This window comes from Janthinobacterium sp. 35 (assembly GCF_002754575.1).
GTDB lineage: Bacteria > Pseudomonadota > Gammaproteobacteria > Burkholderiales > Burkholderiaceae_D > Janthinobacterium > Janthinobacterium tructae.
The window spans coordinates 2,588,236-2,606,753 of sequence record NZ_PEFN01000001.1 but is presented as its reverse complement, the minus strand read 5'-3'; the positions used below and the strand labels follow the sequence as shown (position 1 = coordinate 2,606,753).

Genomic DNA, 18,518 nt, shown 5'->3' with positions numbered 1-18,518 from the left:
CCGGCTTTTTACCCGCCGGCGCGTCCCACGGTCTTCGGCGCGTAGCCGAAATAGCGGCTGAACGCGGCGCTGAAATTGGCCGGGTGGCGATAGCCCGTTTGCCAGCCCGCCTGCGCCACCTGACAACCATTTTCCAGCAGTAACTTTGCCCGCTGCATGCGCAGCGCCAGCAGGGTGCGCTGCGGGCTGTCGCCGTAGCGGTAGCGCCACCCCTGCTTGAGTTTAAACAGGCTCAGGCCCGCTTGCGCGCACAGGTAGTCGAGCGTGAGTTCCTGCGCCATCTGTTCCTGCATCAGCGCGTAGGCGCGCTCCAGTCTGGCGATATCGGCCTCGGACCAGCGCGGCACGGGAGAGGGCGCCGGCCGCAGTGTCCGCAGTTGTTCCGCCAGCAGGCTGAGCACGCCGATATGCACGGCCAGCGGGTCTGTCGCGCGCAGCAGGGAGCGCGCGTGCAGGGCGGCAGTGGGTGTGGTGGCCGCATGCGCCAGCTGGCGCGCGCCACCGTGGGGCAGCAGGGAAGTCAAGCCTTCCGGCCAGTAGCGCGCCAGCGCCTCTTCGCCGACCAGCACGCGCAATTGCGCCGCCCGTTGATGCGCCTCGAAACGGCGCTCGCCGCTGACGTGGTGAAACGCCGTCACCGTCGTATGGCCTCCCCGGAAATGCAATTGCCCGCCATCGCGCGTGGTGTAGCCAGACGCGCCTTCCAGGCCGATGGTAATGACCAGGCCGCCCGCATCGTCATGCTGCGACTGCTCGACGAGCGCAAACCGCGGACGGTAATCGGAATGCACGAGCAGCAAGCCCTGCTCGACCTGGCGCTGCTCGGCGCGGCACTCTCCCATCCCCGGATCCAGCTGGCGCCGCGTCCAGCCTGCCGCTTCCCTGTCATGTTCTGCCATCGCTCCTCCTGTCGCTGCGCGCCGTCGCGCATACGAAATGCGCCGTCCCGCATACAAACGCAAATGATAATTATTCTCATTGTTGCATAAAATGACGCTGATGCCCACCTCGCCGAAAGGAAGATCATGTCATTCAATCCGCAACACGCCTTGCAGCCGTACTGGGACCTGGCCGTCGCCCCCGTCCAGGCCGATGGGCTGGCCGCCGCCCTGGAACTGGGCATTTTCGAGGTGCTGGCCACGCCGCACATGCCGGCGCAACTGGCCGAAGTCCTGTCGCTGCATGCGCCGCACACGGCGCTGCTGCTGGAGTTACTCTGGAGCATGCAGGTGCTGGAACGCGACGAGGGCGACGCAGATGCACAGCGCTACCGCTGCACGGCCACCACCTTGCAGTATTTCTGCCGCGACTCTGTGGCCTTTTGCGGCGACGCCTGGCTGTACCGGCTGCATGCGCTGCGCCACTTCGCCACCCAGCTGAGTACGCTGGTGCGCGAGGGCGGCAAGGCGGCGCCGTACAGCGCGGCAAATGGGGTCAACTGGGCCGTTGCCGCACAACAGCAGATCGGCCAGGAGCAGCGCGCCGTCACCATGCGCGCGGCCTTGTCCGTGATGCAGCGCATCGCCCCGTTTGCGGGACGCGACACGGAGCTGCGCCTGCTGGACCTGGGCGGCGGTCCCGGCTGGGTTGCCATTGCGCTGGCGCAAGCCCACGCGGGCGTGCACGGCTGCGTTTTCGACTGGCCGGAAACGGTGGCGGTGGCTGCCGCGAACATCGCCCATGCCCAACTCTCTGACCGCCTGGAGACTGTGGGCGGCGACCTGGACAGCGACGATATCGGTGCGCATTACGATCTGATCTGGTGCTCGTCCGTGCTGCACTTCGTACCCGACATGGCGGCGGCTTTGCGCAAGATCCATGCGGCCTTGAAACCTGGTGGCGTCTTCGTTTGCGTGCAGGCGGAAATCGCCCCGGCGCCCGTTGACGCGGCGCGCGTGTTGCCGTATTACTTGCCGATGCGCATGCTGGGCCGCACGGTAACGCGCCAGGGAGAATTGGCGCAGCGACTGCGCGACACGGGCTGGACGCAAGTGGAGCAATACGGCGCCAGCGATTTCCCCATGGCGCCCGTGCAAGTGCTGATCGCGCGCACTTGAATTGCAGGCGTTTTACGCCGCATCTTGCTGCAGCGAGGCAATGATCAGGGCCGCCAGCCGCTCGACGGGCGGCCTGGGCACGCTGGAGGCACGCAACAATTCCAGCGACAGCGCGGGCAGGGCGGGCAAGCCCGCGTCCACGTGATCGAGCGCGCGCACGGACGAGGGCAGGCCGTACGCCGTGCGCACCGTCACGCCCAGCCCGGCGGCCGCGGCCGCCCACAGTCCCGCCAGGCTGGGGCTGGTAAACGCCGTGCGCCAGGCGATGCCAGCCCCATCGAGCGCCTGCGTGGCGCAGCGCTGGAACAGGCAGTCGCGGTCAAACGTAATCAAGGGCAAAGGCTCGCCCGATTCGGGACGCCAGGCCAGGCTGGACGAGGCGATCCAGCGCATGGCCGGTTCGGCAATCTGCTGGCGCTGCGGCAGCGGGTACTGCGCCACGTCGGCGATGCAGGCGCCGCCCCACAGCAAGGCCAGATCCAGCTGGCCCATGGCCAGGCCTTGCATCAAGGCCGTGTTGCGCGCCACATGCGCCTCGATGCGCACTTTCGGATGCGCACGGGCAAAGCGGCCCAGCACCTCGGGCAGCAAGGCTTCGCCGAAATCCTCCTGCAAACCGAGCCTGATCCAGCCTTCCAGTTCCGCGCCGCGCAGGGCGACGGCCGCCTCGTCGTTCAGTTCCAGCAGCCGGCGCGCATAGCCGAGCAAGACTTCGCCGGACGGCGTCAGCGCCAGCCCCCGGCCATCCTTGCGGAACAGGGGCATGCCCGCCTGCTCCTCGAGTTTTTTCAGCTGCGCGCTGACGGCCGAGGTGGAGCGGCCCACCTTGTCGGCCGCGCGGGCAAAGCTGCCCAGCTCGATGCCGGCCACATAGCTGCGCAAGAAGGCGATGTCGAAATTAAGCAGGCTCATGGGGAAAATGCAATCGTCCGGTTTTATGGGATGGTGTGGCGTAAATTATCTGATATTCAGAATGATCGTACTGCGCAACACTGTCAGGGTCAACCACTTTTCCCTCCCTGCCATGAGTACCAGCTGCCCTGCCGTTTCCCTTCCCGTCCCCGCGCCCGCGCTGGGCGATGCCCACCGCTGGAAAGTCCTGGCCGTGGGCGTGGCGGCCAATGCCAGCTTTTCCGCTGCCGCCAACGGCATGCCCACCACAGCCATCTGGCTGCGCAGCGGCTATCACCTGAGCAATACGCAACTGGGGGTGGCGCTGGGCGCCATGGGCCTGGGCGTGGCCCTGACCGAATTGCCGTGGGGTATGGCCACCGACCGCTGGGGCGACCGCCCCGTGCTGCTGACGGGCTTGCTGGGCACCATGCTGGCGCTGTTGACCTTGCTGCTGTGGATCACGCCCGCTGACGGCACGGTACCGCCGTTATGGGCGCTGGCGGCCGGACTGGCGCTGGTGGGCGTGCTGGGCGGCAGCGTGAATGGCGCCAGCGGCCGCGCCGTGATGCGCTGGTTCGGCACGGGCGAACGGGGTTTCGCCATGAGCATCCGCCAGACGGCCGTGCCGCTCGGCGGCGGCCTCGGCGCCCTGATCTTGCCCAGCCTGGCATCGTCCTATGGCTTCATGCCCGTGTTTGGCGCCCTGGCGCTCGTATGCGGCCTGTCGGCGTTTTTTACGTGGCGCTGGATGCATGAGCCCGATTTCTCTGCCGAGGCCGCCACGGGGCCGCACAACGCGTCCACGGGCGTGTCTGAGGTGATGCCACCGCAACCTTTGCGCAATCGTAAAGTCTGGCGCATGGTGGCGGCCATCGGCTTGCTGTGCGTGCCGCAGTTTGCCGTGCTCAGCTACGCCACCGTGTTCCTGCACGACCATGGCCACCTGGGCCTGGCCGCCATCACGGCCGTGATGGTGGCCCTGCAGGCGGGCGCCATGGTGATGCGCATCTGGAGCGGACGCCACACGGACCGCCACGCGAACCGGCCCGCCTACCTGCGCGGCTCGGCCCTGGTGGCGCTGGCTGCGTTCATTTTTCTCGGATGCATCGCCTGGACGGAGGCGCCGGGCTGGCTGCTGATGGCCGCCGTGGTGGCTGCAGGCATCGCCGTGTCCGCCTGGCATGGCGTGGCCTACACGGAGCTGGCAACGGAAGCGGGCGCCGCCAATGCGGGCACGGCCCTGGGCATGGCGAATACGGCCGTCTACGTGGGGCTGTTCCTCACGCCGATGGCCATCCCGCACCTGCTGGCGGCCAGCAGCTGGCCCGTCGTGTGGTGGCTGGCGGGACTGGTGGCGCTGCTGACCTGGCCGCTGTTTCCGAAAGACTAGGGCAGCACCCTGATCCGATACACGCAGCGCATCGCGTTCGCCAGCACATGCTGCTCGCGCACGATGCTGGCGCCCGGCCCCACCACTTCCTGGAACAGCTGCAATTCGGAGCGGCAAAAGCCCTGGCAAGTGCGCGCGGCGGCGCAGATGGGGCAATGGTCTTCGATCAGCAGCCAGTCCTCGCCGTCCGCTTCCACGCGCGCCATATAACCCTCCTCATCGCGCACGGCGGCCAACTGCTGCAGCCGCGTGGGCAAGTCCGGCGCCGAGCACGCCAGCGCATACGCGCTGCGGCTTTCCTCTTCCCGCTGCGTGATGAGTTTATCCAGCCCCGCTTCGCCGAACAGCTGGCGCACCGAGCCGATCAGCTTGATCGTCAGCTGCGCATGCGTGTCGGGAAAGCGCGCATTGCCCGCTTCCGTCAAGACCCAGTTCTGGCGCGGCCGCCCGGCGCCCGCCTGCGCTTCCTGGCGTCCTTCGATCAGACCCGCCGCCACCAGCTTTTGCACTTGCTGGCGCGCCGCCTCGCCCGTCATGTCCAGGGTCTTGGCCAGGGTCGCCGTGGAGACGGGTCCTTTGGTCTTGATGAAATACAGGATGCGCTCCGTGGTTTGCGGCGCTTCGCTATTATCCAAACGTTTACTTGTGTAATTCATTTCGCTCAACTATCATGGGGCCAGTTAACCAACTAATTGCTTGCATAATAGGCCGGTAGCTCCCCGCTGTCGAGGAGTTTCCACGTCCGCTTGCCAGCAAGACACTCTTTGGACTGGAATCCCATGCAGCTGCAACACTCCATCTGGCTGTTTCACGCCATTCTCGCTACCGGCCTGGCCATCTGGCTGACCCTGGCCGCCATCAACAACCTGCACGCCTTCCACGGCTCCGTCTGGGCCATCGGCAACACCATGCGCATGGACCCGCTGCGCCAGGACCCGACCATCCAGACGCCGCTGCTGCGCCGCGCCCTCACCTCTTTGACCCTGCACCGGCTATCGCTGGGCGTGGTGCTGGCGCTGCAGCTTGCCGCCGCCATCGCTGCCTGGACGGGCCTGGCGCTGTTTCTCGGCGGCGGCCTGCCCGCTGGCTTGCCCTGGCTGAACCTTGCCCTGTGCGCCATGGCCGCCTTTTTGCTGCTGATGCACCTGGGCGGCCTGTGGTTCGGCTACTGGATCGCCCAGGAAGGCTTGCAGACGACGCACCTGGTGCTGCTGCTGTGGACCCTGGCGCTGTTTTTCACCTTCAACGCGCAGTGGACCTGATCAGCCTCCGCTGCGCCTCTGTCTTTTTGTACTGCTGTAAAGGACTTCATCATGAATACGAAAATCGTTGGCGCTTCCGCGCTGGCCATCGCGCTGGTCGTCGCCGGCGCCGCGCTGTACCCCCGTGCCGACTCCCATGCGGCCGATGCCGCCGCCACGCCGGCCACCAAGGTGGCGCTGGTGCCCGTCGTGCTGGGCACGCAGGAACGCTACTTCGCTGGCGTGGGCGAACTGGAAGCGGCGCGCCAGGTGCAGGTGGCGGCCGAAACCGGCGGACGCGTGACGCAGATCCGCTTCGAATCGGGGCAAACCGTGGCGGCCGGCGCCATCCTCGTGCAGCTGAATGACGCGCAGGAACAGGCGGCCCTGCTGCGCCAGCGCGCACAGTTGAAAAACGCGGAAAGCAGCCATGCCCGCACGGTGCAGATGGTGAAGGAAAAGGCGGCTACGCAGGAGCAGCTCGACAGCGCCCTGGCCGCGCGCGACGCGGCCCTGGGCGACGTGCGCCAGACGCAAGCACTGATCGCGCAAAAGACCATTCGCGCGCCGTTCGCCGGGCAGCTGGGCATCCGCAAGGTGCACGCGGGCCAGTACCTGAACGCGGCCGATACGGTAGCCAGCCTGATCGACACGAAGTCGCTGCTGGTGAACTTCGCCCTCGATGAACAGAGCAGCGCGAAACTGGCGCCAGGCCAGGCCGTGCAAGTGCTGGTGGATGCCTATCCCGGCGACGTTTTTACGGCGAAGATCAACGCCATCGACCCGCTGGTCGCCCGCTCGCGCATGGTGCAGGTACAGGCGACGCTGACCAATCCACGCGGCGCGCTGAAGGCGGGCATGTACGCCAACGTGCGCGTGGCCCGTGAAGCGGGCCAGCAGCTGACGGTGCCGGAAACGGCGGTGACCTACAGCGCGTATGGCGACACGGTCTTCGTCGCGCAGCAAGAGGGCAAGCAGCCGCTCAGCGTCAAGCGCGTGGGCGTCAAACTGGGCGAGCGGGCAGACGGCCGCGTGGCCATTCTGGACGGCTTGCGCGAAGGGCAGCGCGTGGTCGCTTCGGGCCAGCTGAAACTGGCCGACGGCATGGCCGTGCAAGCCGTGGCCAACACCCTGGACGAGGCCAAGCGCGCCGCGCCCAGGGCCGGCTCGTAAGAGGAGCGCACCACCATGAAATTTACCGATCTGTTCGTACGCCGCCCCGTGCTGGCGCTGGTGATCAGCACCCTGATTTTGATGCTGGGCGTGATCGCCATCAAGCAGCTGCCGATCCGCCAGTACCCGATGCTCGAATCGTCCACCATCACCGTCACCACCAACTATCCTGGCGCCTCGGCGGAACTGATGCAGGGTTTTGTCACGCAGCCGATTGCGCAAGCCGTGTCGTCCGTGGAAGGCATCGATTACCTGACCTCGTCCTCGGTGCAGGGCAGCAGCACGGTCACCGTGCGCATGGAATTGAACCGCGATTCCACGCAAGCCTTGACGGAAGTGATGGCCAAGGTCAACCAGGTGCGCTACAAGCTGCCCGAAGGCGCTTTCGACCCCGTCATCGAGCGCGCAGCCGGCGACTCCTCGGCCGTCGCCTATGTCGGCTTTGCCAGCGAGAGCGTCTCGGCGCCCGCGCTGACCGATTATTTGGCGCGCGTGGTGCAGCCGATGTTCGCCACCATCGACGGCGTGGCCAAAGTCGACGTGTATGGCGGCCAGCAGCTGGCCATGCGGCTGTGGATCGACCCGGACAAACTGGCGGCGCGCGGCTTGACTGCCGCCGACGTGGCCGACGCCGTGCGGCGCAATAACTACCAGGCGGCACCGGGCAAGGTGAAAGGACAATTCGTCGTCTCGAACATCAGCGTCAATACGGACCTGACCAGCGTGGCGGAGTTCCGCGACATGGTCATCACCAAGGGCGGCGATGCCAAAGACAGCGCGGCCCTCGTGCGTTTGAAGGACGTGGGCACGGTGGAGCTGGGCGCGGCCGCCACGGAGACGAGCGGCATCATGGACGGCGTGCCGGCCGTGTACCTGGGCCTGTCGCCCACGCCGGGCGGCAACCCGCTGGTGATCGTCGACGGCATCAAGAAACTGCTGCCCGAGATCCAGAAAACCCTGCCACCCGGCGTGAAAGTCGAGCTGGCGTTCGAGACGGCGCGCTTCATCCAGTCGTCCATCGACGAGGTGGCGCACACCCTGCTCGAAGCGCTTCTCATTGTCGTCATCGTCATCTATTTGTGCATGGGTTCCTTGCGCTCCGTGCTGATTCCCGTCGTGACGATCCCCTTGTCGATGCTGGGTGCGGCGGCGTTGATGCTGGCCTTCGGCTTCAGCATCAATTTACTCACCTTGCTGGCGATGGTGCTGGCCGTGGGCCTGGTGGTCGATGACGCCATCGTCGTGGTGGAAAACGTGCACCGGCATATCGAGGAAGGCAAGACGCCCGTGGCGGCCGCGCTGGTGGGGGCGCGCGAAGTGGCCGGTCCCGTGATCGCCATGACCATCACGCTGGCGGCCGTGTATGCGCCGATCGGCATGATGGGGGGCTTGACGGGCGCGCTGTTCAAGGAATTCGCGCTGACCCTGGCCGGCGCCGTGGTGGTGTCGGGCGTGGTGGCGCTGACCTTGTCTCCCGTGATGAGCTCCTTGCTGCTGCAGCCCAAACAATCGGAAGGGCGCATGGCGCGCGCCGCCGAGCATTTCTTCGAAGGCCTCACCAGCCGCTATGCGCGCCTGCTGGATCGCTCCCTGCACCACCGCTGGCTCAGTGCCGGTTTCGCCGCGCTGGTGATGGTGAGTTTGCCGTTTTTGTACCTGCTGCCGCAGCGCGAACTGGCGCCGGCGGAAGACCAGGCCAGCGTGCTGACAGCCATCAAGGCGCCGCAGCATGCCAACCTCGATTACGTCGAACGTTTTTCCTACAAGCTCGATACCATCTACAAAAATATCCCCGAAACGGCATCGCGCTGGATCATCAACGGCGGCGAAGGCCCGGCATCGAGCATCGGCGGCATCAACCTGACGCCGTGGGCCGAACGCTCGCGCAACGCGGCCGTCATCCAGGCAGAATTGCAGCACGCCGTGGGCGACGTGGAAGGCACCAGCATCTTCGCCTTCCAGCTGGCGCCCTTGCCAGGATCGAGCGGCGGCTTGCCCGTGCAGCTGGTCTTGCGCAGCGCGCAGGATTACGCCACCCTGTTCCGCACCATGGAAGACGTCAAGCAGCGCGCGCGCGATAGCGGCTTGTTTGCCGTCGTCGACAGCGACCTCGATTACAACAACCCCGTGGTCAAAGTGCGCGTGGACCGCTCGAAGGCCAACAGCCTGGGCATCCGCATGCAGGACATCGGCGAATCGCTGGCCGTGCTGGTGGGCGAGAATTACCTGAACCGCTTCGGCATGGATGGCCGCGCGTATGACGTCATCGCGCAAAGCCCGCGCGAACAGCGGCTCACGGCGCAAGCCCTGACGCAGCAGTACGTGCGCGCCGACGATGGCAGCCTGCTGCCCCTGTCCGCCGTGGTCTCGGTGAGCGAACAGATCGAACCGAACATGCTGACGCAATTCAACCAGCAAAATGCGGCCACCTTCCAGGGCGTGCCCGCACCAGGCGTGACCCTGGGCGACGCCGTGACCTTCCTCGATGGCGTGGCAAAAACGCTGCCACCGGGCTTCAGCTACGACTGGCAATCGGACGCGCGCCAGTTCGCCACGGAAGGCAATGCGCTGCTCTTGGCCTTCCTCGCGGCCGTCGTCGTCATCTACCTGGTGCTGGCGGCGCAGTATGAAAGCCTGACGGACCCTTTGATCATCCTGATCACGGTGCCGCTGTCGATCTGCGGCGCGCTGATCCCGCTGGCGCTGGGCTACGCCACCGTCAACATCTACACGCAGATTGGCCTGGTCACCCTGATTGGCCTGATCAGCAAGCACGGCATTTTGATGGTGGAATTTGCCAATGAATTGCAGGTGCATGAAGGGCTGGACCGCATGAGCGCCATCCGCAAGGCGGCGCAGATCCGCTTGCGCCCCATCTTGATGACGACGGCGGCCATGGTGGTGGGCCTGGTGCCGCTGCTGTTCGCTTCCGGCGCGGGCGCCAACAGCCGCTTCGGCCTGGGCGTGGTGATCGTCTCGGGCATGTTGATCGGCACCTTCTTCACGCTGTTCGTGCTGCCCACCGTGTACACCTTTCTGGCCCGCCGCCACACGGCCGACCATGCCACGCCGCGCGCGCGAGATTTGTCGCAGGCGCTGAAGGAATCCCCATGAAAAATTACCGTTATCTTGTCTCTCTTTTCCCCCTGCTGGCCGGCTGCGCCATCAGTCCCGCCTACGTCACGCCGGGCACGCCCGCCATCGCCCTCGCCAGCCCGCAGCAGACGCAGTTTGCGCGAGGTCAAACGGCGACCAGTGACGCCGCCTGGTGGACATTTTTTGACGATGCGCGCCTGTCGCAACTGATCGCCAGCGCGCTCGAACACAACCTCGATATCGCACAGGCGCAGGCCAACCTGCTGGCAGCGCGCGCCATCTTCGACGAGCGCCGCCTCGATGAACTGCCTGCCGTCACGGGCCAGGCGGGATGGCAGCGCCAGGTGCGGCAAGACACGCCGGACAGCCGCGCCGCCAATGGGAATACGCGCGTGGGTTTCGACGCGCAATGGGAGATCGACCTGTTCGGCCGCCTGGCGCATATTTCCCGCTCGGCGCAGGCGCGCGCCGACGCCGCGCAGGCGGACTTGCGGCAGGTGCAGCTGACGATTGCCGCCGAAGTGGCGCGCAATTACTACGAGGCGCTGGGCTACCAGCAGAACCTGGCGCTGACGCAGGCGCAGGTGCAAAGCTGGCGCGATACGGTGGCCTTGACCGACGCGCGCATCCGCGCCGGCAGCGGCTTACCGGAAGAGCGCCATAATGCGCTGGCCAACCTGGCGCGCAGCGAGGCGATGCTGCCGCCGATGCAGGCGGGTTTACTCCAGGCGCAGTACCGGCTCGATGTGCTGAGCGGGCAAGCGCCTGGCGCCATCGCGCTGGCCACTCAGCCGCGGCAGCAGGCGCCGCTGGCGGGCCAACTGCCGCTGGGCGACGTCAACCGCCTGATCAAGCAGCGTCCCGACGTGGTGCGCGCCGAACGCCTGCTGGCCGCCTCCAGCGAAGATGTGGGCGCCGCCACGGCGGACCTGTATCCGCGCCTGAGCCTCGGCGGTTTCCTGGGCTTCTTTGCGCTGCGCGGCAGCGGCGTGTTCGACGGCGGCGCGCGCGCCTTTGAGGTGGCGCCCTCCGTCAGCTATCCGGCCTTCCGCCTGGGCAGCGTCAAGGCACGCTTGCGCGGCACGCAGGCCGAAGCGCAGGGCGCCCTGGCGCGCTATGAACACACGATACTGATGGCGCAGGAAGACGTGGAAAACGCCGTCACGCAACTGGCGGAAAACCAGACGCGGTTAGCCTCCTTGTTGCAGTCGGCGCGCCACGGCAACGCGGCGCTCGGCATTGCCAGCACGCGCTATCAGGGTGGTGCCGGCAGTTACCAGGCGGTGCTGGAAAACCAGCGCGCCTTGTTCGATATCCGGCGCGAAGCGCTGCTGGCGGAAACGGCGTCCTACATCGATGCGATTGCCCTGTACAAGGCGCTGGGATGGGGGCAAACTATGTAGCATTTTTTTGCTCACGAGGAGATGCGATGTTCACGCAAGGCAGCTGGCTGAATCCACCGGAAAACTGGTCCGCCGACGACGCGCAATTGCGCGTGACGACGGATGAAAACACCGACTTCTGGCGCAAGACCGCGTATGGTTTTATCCGCGACAGCGGCCACTTTTTCGGCACTGAAGTCAACGGCGATTTCACGGCGCAGCTGCACGTGGCGGCGCAGTACTCCGCGCTGTACGACCAGGCCGGCATGATGGTGCGCGTCGACGCACAAAACTGGATCAAATGCGGTGTCGAATTTTCCGACGGCCAGCTGCTATTGAGCAGCGTATTGACCCTCGACAAATCGGATTGGGCCGTCAGCATCGCCCCCGCCATGCGGGACGGTTTCTGGTTGCGCGTGACGGTGGCGCAAGGCGTGATCCGGGTGCAGTATTCGACCGATGGCCAGCGCTGGCCGCTGCTGCGTCTGGCGCCGTTTCCCACGGCATCGCGCTACCTGGTCGGCCCCATGTGCTGCACGCCGGAACGTGGTGGCCTGGAAGTGGTTTTTTCGCAGTTTTCCATCGCTCCGGCACAGCAAAAAGACTTGCATGATTTGAGTTAAATTAAGCCACCCACGTTTCGTGCAGATGGCGCCACAGCAGGGTCCCAGCCGGTGTTTTGTCATACACGACGGTCGACAGGCGCTCGGTGTTTTCTCCCCCCGGCAGCGACTGGCATTCGCGGTAGGACACGCTGGCGCCGGCCGCGCTGTCCTGGATTAAAACGAGGTCGGAAAGGCGCATCTGCAGGCCCGGACGGCTGCCGCCGGCAGCGCGGAAAAACGTCGTCAAGCCGGGGTGATCGAGCTGCTTGCCACCGGGCGCCACCATCGTGAAAGCGGGTGCAAAACGCGCGAGTAAATCGGCGCAATGTGCTGGTGCCGTGGCGTCGCCAGAAAGCCAGTCGCGGATCAGCGCGTGCGTGGATAAAACGTCGTCAAAACAGGGGTTCGTTGCGTTCATTTTTTCGCTACTCCATGGTGATGTAAAAGGTCGAGAACGGCGCCGTTATCGATGCGCGCGCACAGCACCAAAGGCAGTACGCACGAGGCGGCGGCGAGGGCAAAACACCAGTGAAAAACCTGCACCGCGCGCGCGTGCTGGGCGGGGTCGTCCAGCGACGCAATGCCCTGCGCCGCCAGCAAGCCATTCAGCAGTACGCTGAGCAGCGCCACGCCCAGGCAAAAGCCCAGCTGGCGGTTGATATTCCACACGGCGCTGGCCTGGCTCAATTGCCCATCCGGCGTGCGCAAAAACGCCGTGCTTTGCGCCGTGCTGCTGCACAAGCCACCGCCAAAACCCATCACGGCATACGCGCCAGCCAGCCAGAATAACTGGCCCGCCGCATCCACGCGCAGCAGCATCAGCATGCCCGCCGCCTGCAGCAGCACACCGGCAATGAACAGCGGCTGCGGACCCACGCGGCGATAGCTTTTGCCGGTCAGTGAAATGGCGCCAAATGAGGCCAGCGCCCATGGCAGCATCAGCGCACCCGCCGTCGACGCCGACATGCCCAGCACGCCCTGCAGGTACAGCATGGCCAGCAGGCTCACGCCCATGAAGACGCCCGGCACCAGCAGATACATGAGCATGGCGATGCGTAGCAGCGGCTCGGTGGCCAAACGCAGATTCAGCAACGGTGTGGCTTTGCGCAAGGCGCCGCGCACATAGCCCCATGCGCAGGCGGCGCCCAGCGCCAGCACGCCGGCGCCGGCAGCCAACTCGCCCGGTGTGCCCAGCATCGTCAAGCCCAGCAACAGCAAAAGGATGGCTGTGCTGCCCGCCACAAGGCCGCCCGTGTCGAGCCGGGGCACTTGCGCGCGCGGTGGGTCGGGACGCAGCCAGCAGGCGGCCAGCAGCAGCGCCAGCGCGGCGAATGGCACGTTCAGGTAAAAAATCCAGCGCCAGGAAAGACTATCGACGATGGCGCCGCCCAGCGCAGGCGACAGGGCGGGCGCCAGCAAGCCCACCAGCATGATGACGGAGGACAGGCCGGGGCGCTCGGCAGGTTTGTATAACTGGTAGGTCATGCTTTGGCCCAGCGGAATGAGCAAGCCGCCACCGAGGCCCTGCACGCAGCGCCAGGCAATCAGCGCCTCGATCGAGGGCGCCAGGCCGGCGCCGATGCTGGCGCATAAAAAAGTTAGCAACGATGCCATAAACACGGTTTTGCTGCCATAATAGGCAGCAAGCCAGGCGCTGGCGGGGATGACGATGGTCAGGCCGAGAATGTAGCCGGTGCTGATCCAGGCCAGCTGCGCCACCGAGGCGTGCAAGGCATGACCGATGTCGGGGTAGGCGACGCTGGTGATGAACATGTTGATCAGGTCGACGAAAAACCCCAGCAGATAGATGGCCGCGACCTTTTTGCGATAGTCCATGGTGCTCCGAATGGCAAACGGCCAGCTTAAGCGCCCATCGCCATTTGCGTAACGGGCCAGCCCCGATTACACTGTCAAAGAAATTTTGACAAACCTCTACAACCCGCATGCCTCCTCATTCTTATTTATGATCAGTCTTGACCGTTTGGGTATTTTCATCGCCATCGTCGACGCCGGCTCGCTGACGGCGGCCGCCGCCGTGCTGGGCCAGAGCAAGGCCGTCGTCAGTTTTAATTTGAAACAGCTGGAGGCGGAGCTGGGCGTGTCGCTGCTCACGCGCAGCACGCGCAGCCTGGCGCTGACCGACGTGGGACGGCGCTTTTACGAAGATTGCCAGCGCGTGCTGAGCGAAGCGCACGGCGCCATCGAAACGGCGCGCCAGGGCCAGCAGGGCTTGCGCGGCACCCTGCGCCTGACCACCACCGTCGAATACGGCGGCCGCACGGTGATCCCTGCGCTGATCGCCTTTGCCGCCGCCCATCCGCAACTGCAGATCCAGCATTCCTCGTCGTCGTCGCATGAAGACCTGATCTCGGGCCGCTACGACCTGGCCATCCGCATGGGTTCACTCAACGATTCGAGCTACCGCGCCGCGCTGATCGAGCCGTATGCGATCTGGCCCGTCGCCTCGCCCGCCTACCTGGCCAGCCTGCCCGCCAGGGACATCGCCAGCTTGCCCGACTTGCAGCGCGCGCGCTGGCTGGCGCACAGCCGCCTGGCTTCGCCGCTGCGCTGGGAGGTGCAGACACCGGACGGCGCCGCCGCCTTCGCCGCGCAGGACGACGCCGCCATCCATTCCGACTCCGCCTCGGCCCTGCTGGGCTTTGCCCTGGGCGGCTGCGGCGTGGCCCTGCTGCCGCAGTGGCTGGTGGAGGCGGACGTGCGCGCGGGGCGTTTGCGCCGCCTGCTGCCCGAGGTCGCCTTCCCGCAGCAGGGCGTGTATGCCGTGTATCCGAACACCCAGCACATTGCGGAAAAGGTGCGCGCCTTTATCGACTTTTTGCGCGCGTTCGTCGGTACGCCCGCCTGAGGTTTCACGTGGTCAACACTTGTTGAACACAACGATTTCCAGGGGGCAAACGGGCGCCCCTTTCGCTTGACACGGCCTACACTGGAAGGACGTTGTTCACCGATTGGAGACCATCATGGCACATACATTGGCAGCAGTTTTCGCCCTGCGCGACATGGCCGAGCGCGCCCGGCACGACCTGATCACGGCTGGCTTCCCCGGCGCCAGCATCCGCCTGCACGATGCGGGCAGTGATGATATTTCCACCACGGAAGACATCCGCCGCGACGACAGCGACAGCCTGCTCGACAGCGTCAAGCATTTCTTTACGGACCTGTTCGGCAGCCACGCCGACCGCCACATCTATGCGGAAGCCGTGCGGCGCGGGCATGTCGTGCTGACACTGGAAGGGGCGAGCGACGCCGATATCCAGCGCGCCACCGACCTCGTCGAGCGCTACGCGCCGCTCGACATCGATGCGCACGCCGACCACTGGCGCGCCGGCGGCTGGCAAGGCGCGCCGCAGAACGATAGCGCGATGCGCCAGGGCGCCAGCATGCAGTCGGATACGTCATCGCAGCAGGGCAACCTGAACGAGTCGCCAGGGTCGCAGCAATTTGCCAGCGACATGACGCCCCCGCCGCCGTCCAACGCGGGCGCCAACGTGCGCCGCTATCCCGGCGCCGACAACCTGCCCGGCACCAGCGACGACGACGAGCAGTACTACCGCAAGCACTGGAGCGCCACCTATGTCGCCACCGGCGCGCGCTTCGACGATTACGATCCCGCCTACCGCTATGGCCATTCGATGGCGGGCAGCGACAGCTACCGGGGGCAAAGCTGGGAGCAGGTCGAGCCTGAACTGCGCAGCAACTGGGAACACACGTATCCGCAATCGGCGTGGGACGACTTCAAGGCGGCCGTCAAGCATGGCTGGGAGCGCATGACCTCCTGAGCGCCGGAGGGCGCTGCGGGCTTCCCCCCGTCCTTCAGCGCCCCTCGTGCGTCAGTTGCAGGAAGTGGTTCAGGATATGAAAGTGGTCTTCGAAGAATTGCTCTTCCATGGCCGGCAGCGCCGCCACGGGCACCCACTGCGCCAGCGCCGCATCATCGGCCGCCGTCACTTCCGGCAGCTGGCGCGTCTTCAAGTCAAAATAATGCGCATGCGTGATGGTGCGCCCGCGCTGGCTGCGGTCCGGGTGGTCGAACACGGCCACGCCGACCAGCGCCTCGACGAGGGTGGGCGCCAGCACGCCCAGCTGGGTTTCTTCCGCCAGCTCACGCAGGGCGCCCTGCAGCAGGCGTTCGCGCGGCTCCAGAAAGCCGCCGGGCAAGGCCCACAAACCCTTGCCCGGATAGCCGCCACGGCGCACGAGTAAAACGTGGCCGCCCGTCTGCACCAGCGCATCCACGGTGCAAAAGATGGGCGCATACGGCGCCGTGCGCCAGCGCGCCTTGTACGCTTCGATGGCGCGGTATTCCTGCACCAGCGGTGCGTACCACGGCAGCAAGGTCCACGCTTTGACATACTGGCCGATGGCCGCCGGCAGCAGCTGCGCCACGGCGCTCAGCGACACATCCACGTCTTCGGCCTCGAACAGCACGTTGCGGATCGCCGTCGCGCCAATGGGCGCGCCCGCATCGATCTCCAGGTTCAGCAGCTGCCAGTGCGGGAAGTGGTGCAGGTAGTAACTGGTGGCGTCCTTGAAGCAGGCCACCAGGGTCACGCGCTGCGCTGCGGGCAAGGCGCCCGCCACGGCGCGCCGCACGGCGTCGGCCCACAGGCCATCGTCGTAGTAATCACGCACGGCCACGTAATGCACACGCGCGCGCTGCGCCTCGGGTAACGTCGCGGCGATCATGGCGGCCCGTTCCTGCCACGTAAACGGGTTCTTCGGGCTGCGCGCATGGAAGGCGGAGCCGAGTACCACCACCACCTGGGCAGCGGTCGTCAACGCCGTTTGCAGCAGGCCGGCATGGCCATTGTGAAAAGGCTGGAAGCGGCCGATCAGGATGGCCGCGTCGGCGGGATAGGATAAGGTCATGCGTCGTCTCCGGTAGGGTAGTGGGCGGCGATCGGCAATTGGCGCCCGCTGCCAAAGGCGCGCGAACGCACGCGGATGATGGGCGCCGCCTGGCGCCGTTTATATTCGTTGCGGGCGACCATGCCGAGGATGCGCGTCACGAGGGCGCGTCCCTCGTCCGTCTCGCGCAGCTGGTCGACCAGGGTCAGTGCTTGCGCGCTTTCCTGCGCCGGCAAACGCCGTCCCTCGATATGCCACTTCAAAATTTCATCGAGCACGGGGTAGGGCGGCAAGCTGTCCGTGTCGCGCTGGCCCGGCGCCAGTTCCGCCGACGGGGGTTTATCGAGCACGGCGGCGGGTATCAACTCGCGCCCGGCACTGGCGTTGAGATGACGCGACAGGGCGAACACCTCGGTTTTATACAAGTCGCCGATCAAGCCCAGCCCCCCATTCGTGTCGCCGTACAGGGTGCAGTAGCCCACCGAGATTTCGCTCTTGTTGCCGGTGGTGAGCAGCAGGGCGCCAAACGCGTTCGAGTACTCCATCAGGATCGTGCCGCGCACCCGCGCCTGCAGGTTTTCCAGCGGCAGTCCCTGCAACTTGCCGTCAAACGCGGCCGCATAGCCAGCCTCGTACTGCGCCACGATGTCGCGTATCGGATGCGTGTAGAGGGCGATGCCCAGATTGGCGCACAGGGCGACGGAATCGGTGACGGAGCCGGCACTGGAAAACACGGACGGCATGGTGATGGCCACCACGTTGTGCGCGCCGAGCGCCTCGACGGCCAGGGCCAGGGTCAGCGCCGAATCGATGCCGCCCGAGCAGCCGACCACCACTTTTTGAAAGCGGCAACGGCGCGCATAGTCGCGCAAACCGAGCACGATCTGGCGCCGTGCAAACTCCACGGCGGGGATGCCGTCCGGGTCCGGTACGGGGAAGGGCTGACCATCGGGCCGCGCGAAACGGCCAGCAGCAAAGCGCAGCAGTTGAAAATCTTCGACGAAGCGTGCCGCCTCGAATTCCACGCCGTGCTTCGGCGAAATGGCGAACGAGGCGCCGTCGAACACGAGCTGGTCCTGGCCGCCCACCTGGTTGACGAACAGCAGGGGCAAGTTGACGCGTGCGCAGGCGGCGCCAAACACGGCGTGGCGCTGTGCGCGCTTGCCGATGTCGGACGGGCTGGCGTTGATGCTGACGACCAGGTCGGGCCGCGCCGCATGCAGGGACTCGAACGGGTTGACGGCATAGGCGCGGCCATCGTCGTTCCAGCCATCCTCGCAAATCATGAAGCCGACTTTGCAGCCGGCGATGGATAAGGTGCAGGCGCCGGGCGGGCCCGGCTCGAAATGGCGGCCCTCGTCGAAGATGCCGTACGTGGGCAGCAGCTGCTTGTAGTATTCGGCGACGATATGCCCGTCGCGGATGGCCAGCAAGGCGTTATACAGGGGCTTGCCGACGCCGGGGTTCGGCCGCGCCGTGCCGATGACGGTGACCAGCGCCGGCCAGCGCGCGGACGCTTGCAGCAACTTGTTCAGCGCCTGCTGCATAGCGCGCAGGAAGGCGGCGTCCTCGAACAGGTCGCCCGGGTAATACGCGCATAGCGACAGTTCGGGGCACACCAGCAAGTCGGCGCCATCCTCGCTGGCGCGGGCCATGCGCGCGGTGATGGCGGCGACATTGGCGTCGAAGTCGCCCACGGTGGGATTCATCTGGGCGAGGGCGATGGTCAGCATGGCGATCCTTTATTGCGTTGGCACTTGAGACCACTATCCTGCCTGAAAACGTTTCTGAGGGTACTGATGCAATCGTGC

At 66.0% G+C, this 18,518-nt stretch carries 16 protein-coding genes; 9 read left to right on the top strand and 7 right to left on the bottom strand.

From position 1 onward, the window contains the following. Window positions 1-8 precede the first annotated feature (8 nt). Window positions 9-899: a helix-turn-helix transcriptional regulator gene (locus CLU93_RS11705; RefSeq protein ID WP_099761264.1), complete on the bottom strand. Its 891-nt coding sequence runs from the start codon at window positions 897-899 to the stop codon at window positions 9-11. A 126-nt stretch (window positions 900-1,025) separates the two neighbouring features. On the opposite strand from CLU93_RS11705, the gene CLU93_RS11700 reads away from it, so the two are divergent. Then, window positions 1,026-2,057 (top strand): class I SAM-dependent methyltransferase, encoded by a 1,032-nt coding sequence (locus CLU93_RS11700; protein ID WP_099761262.1) that lies wholly within the window; start codon window positions 1,026-1,028, stop codon window positions 2,055-2,057. Between the two features lie 12 nt (window positions 2,058-2,069). Here the strand turns inward: CLU93_RS11700 and CLU93_RS11695 are convergent, their stop codons facing one another. After that, window positions 2,070-2,969: a LysR substrate-binding domain-containing protein gene (locus CLU93_RS11695; protein WP_099761260.1), complete on the bottom strand. Its 900-nt coding sequence runs from the start codon at window positions 2,967-2,969 to the stop codon at window positions 2,070-2,072. A 112-nt stretch (window positions 2,970-3,081) separates the two neighbouring features. Here CLU93_RS11695 and CLU93_RS11690 point away from each other — a divergent pair, with 112 nt between their 5' ends. Further along, window positions 3,082-4,341, top strand: a complete 1,260-nt coding sequence (locus CLU93_RS11690; RefSeq protein WP_099764346.1) for an MFS transporter — start codon at window positions 3,082-3,084, stop codon at window positions 4,339-4,341. Here CLU93_RS11690 and CLU93_RS11685 read toward each other — a convergent pair. Then, a complete protein-coding gene (locus CLU93_RS11685; protein WP_099764345.1) occupies window positions 4,338-4,997 on the bottom strand; it encodes a helix-turn-helix transcriptional regulator in 660 nt (219 codons plus the stop codon). The genes CLU93_RS11690 and CLU93_RS11685 overlap by 4 nt on opposite strands. Before the next feature lie 123 nt (window positions 4,998-5,120). On the opposite strand from CLU93_RS11685, the gene CLU93_RS11680 reads away from it, so the two are divergent. From CLU93_RS11680 to CLU93_RS11660, 5 genes are read left to right on the top strand one after another with little or no spacing between them, the layout of a single operon-like run. Beyond that, entirely contained in the window at window positions 5,121-5,603 is a 483-nt protein-coding gene (locus CLU93_RS11680) for a DUF2165 family protein (protein ID WP_099761257.1), read from the top strand. Between the two features lie 51 nt (window positions 5,604-5,654). Then, window positions 5,655-6,755: an efflux RND transporter periplasmic adaptor subunit gene (locus tag CLU93_RS11675; RefSeq protein WP_099761255.1), complete on the top strand. Its 1,101-nt coding sequence runs from the start codon at window positions 5,655-5,657 to the stop codon at window positions 6,753-6,755. Window positions 6,756-6,770: 15 nt separating this feature from the next. After that, window positions 6,771-9,869 (top strand): MexW/MexI family multidrug efflux RND transporter permease subunit, encoded by a 3,099-nt coding sequence (locus CLU93_RS11670; protein WP_099761253.1) that lies wholly within the window; start codon window positions 6,771-6,773, stop codon window positions 9,867-9,869. After that, window positions 9,866-11,254: an efflux transporter outer membrane subunit gene (locus CLU93_RS11665; RefSeq protein WP_099761251.1), complete on the top strand. Its 1,389-nt coding sequence runs from the start codon at window positions 9,866-9,868 to the stop codon at window positions 11,252-11,254. The genes CLU93_RS11670 and CLU93_RS11665 overlap by 4 nt, the downstream gene beginning before the upstream one ends. Window positions 11,255-11,280: 26 nt before the next feature. Next, window positions 11,281-11,856, top strand: coding sequence for a DUF1349 domain-containing protein (locus CLU93_RS11660; RefSeq protein ID WP_099761248.1), 576 nt, complete (start codon window positions 11,281-11,283; stop codon window positions 11,854-11,856). Between the two features lies 1 nt (window position 11,857). Here the strand turns inward: CLU93_RS11660 and CLU93_RS11655 are convergent, their stop codons facing one another. After that, complete coding sequence (locus tag CLU93_RS11655) at window positions 11,858-12,256, bottom strand: DUF4440 domain-containing protein (protein WP_099761245.1); 399 nt, start codon at window positions 12,254-12,256, stop codon at window positions 11,858-11,860. Continuing rightward, entirely contained in the window at window positions 12,253-13,674 is a 1,422-nt protein-coding gene (locus CLU93_RS11650) for an MFS transporter (protein WP_099761243.1), read from the bottom strand. The genes CLU93_RS11655 and CLU93_RS11650 overlap by 4 nt, the downstream gene beginning before the upstream one ends. 127 nt (window positions 13,675-13,801) lie before the next feature. Between CLU93_RS11650 and CLU93_RS11645 the strand changes: the two genes are divergently transcribed. Together CLU93_RS11645 and CLU93_RS11640 are read left to right on the top strand one after the other, a co-directional pair. Continuing rightward, entirely contained in the window at window positions 13,802-14,704 is a 903-nt protein-coding gene (locus CLU93_RS11645; RefSeq protein WP_099761240.1) for a LysR family transcriptional regulator, read from the top strand. 115 nt (window positions 14,705-14,819) lie between these two features. Further along, window positions 14,820-15,638 (top strand): hypothetical protein, encoded by an 819-nt coding sequence (locus CLU93_RS11640; RefSeq protein WP_099761238.1) that lies wholly within the window; start codon window positions 14,820-14,822, stop codon window positions 15,636-15,638. Between the two features lie 34 nt (window positions 15,639-15,672). On the opposite strand, the gene CLU93_RS11635 is transcribed toward CLU93_RS11640, so the two are convergent. Then, complete coding sequence (locus CLU93_RS11635) at window positions 15,673-16,728, bottom strand: bifunctional nicotinamide-nucleotide adenylyltransferase/Nudix hydroxylase (protein ID WP_099761235.1); 1,056 nt, start codon at window positions 16,726-16,728, stop codon at window positions 15,673-15,675. Further along, complete coding sequence (locus CLU93_RS11630; RefSeq protein ID WP_099761233.1) at window positions 16,725-18,440, bottom strand: NAD+ synthase; 1,716 nt, start codon at window positions 18,438-18,440, stop codon at window positions 16,725-16,727. Before CLU93_RS11630 ends, CLU93_RS11635 begins: the two co-directional genes overlap by 4 nt. Window positions 18,441-18,518 lie beyond the last annotated feature (78 nt).

Excerpts from the sequence above, each read along its gene's own strand:
- CLU93_RS11660 (WP_099761248.1), top strand. The coding sequence starts at position 11,281 with ATGTTCACGCAAGGCAGCTGGCTGAATCCACCGGAAAACTGGTCCGCC.
- CLU93_RS11670 (WP_099761253.1), top strand. The coding sequence starts at position 6,771 with ATGAAATTTACCGATCTGTTCGTACGCCGCCCCGTGCTGGCGCTGGTG.
- CLU93_RS11690 (WP_099764346.1), top strand. The coding sequence starts at position 3,082 with ATGAGTACCAGCTGCCCTGCCGTTTCCCTTCCCGTCCCCGCGCCCGCG.
- CLU93_RS11675 (WP_099761255.1), top strand. The coding sequence starts at position 5,655 with ATGAATACGAAAATCGTTGGCGCTTCCGCGCTGGCCATCGCGCTGGTC.
- CLU93_RS11700 (WP_099761262.1), top strand. The coding sequence starts at position 1,026 with ATGTCATTCAATCCGCAACACGCCTTGCAGCCGTACTGGGACCTGGCC.
- CLU93_RS11645 (WP_099761240.1), top strand. The coding sequence starts at position 13,802 with ATGATCAGTCTTGACCGTTTGGGTATTTTCATCGCCATCGTCGACGCC.
- CLU93_RS11680 (WP_099761257.1), top strand. The coding sequence starts at position 5,121 with ATGCAGCTGCAACACTCCATCTGGCTGTTTCACGCCATTCTCGCTACC.
- CLU93_RS11685 (WP_099764345.1), bottom strand. The coding sequence starts at position 4,997 with ATGAATTACACAAGTAAACGTTTGGATAATAGCGAAGCGCCGCAAACC.
- CLU93_RS11655 (WP_099761245.1), bottom strand. The coding sequence starts at position 12,256 with ATGAACGCAACGAACCCCTGTTTTGACGACGTTTTATCCACGCACGCG.
- CLU93_RS11665 (WP_099761251.1), top strand. The coding sequence starts at position 9,866 with ATGAAAAATTACCGTTATCTTGTCTCTCTTTTCCCCCTGCTGGCCGGC.
- CLU93_RS11695 (WP_099761260.1), bottom strand. The coding sequence starts at position 2,969 with ATGAGCCTGCTTAATTTCGACATCGCCTTCTTGCGCAGCTATGTGGCC.
- CLU93_RS11630 (WP_099761233.1), bottom strand. The coding sequence starts at position 18,440 with ATGCTGACCATCGCCCTCGCCCAGATGAATCCCACCGTGGGCGACTTC.
- CLU93_RS11650 (WP_099761243.1), bottom strand. The coding sequence starts at position 13,674 with ATGGACTATCGCAAAAAGGTCGCGGCCATCTATCTGCTGGGGTTTTTC.
- CLU93_RS11640 (WP_099761238.1), top strand. The coding sequence starts at position 14,820 with ATGGCACATACATTGGCAGCAGTTTTCGCCCTGCGCGACATGGCCGAG.
- CLU93_RS11705 (WP_099761264.1), bottom strand. The coding sequence starts at position 899 with ATGGCAGAACATGACAGGGAAGCGGCAGGCTGGACGCGGCGCCAGCTG.
- CLU93_RS11635 (WP_099761235.1), bottom strand. The coding sequence starts at position 16,728 with ATGACCTTATCCTATCCCGCCGACGCGGCCATCCTGATCGGCCGCTTC.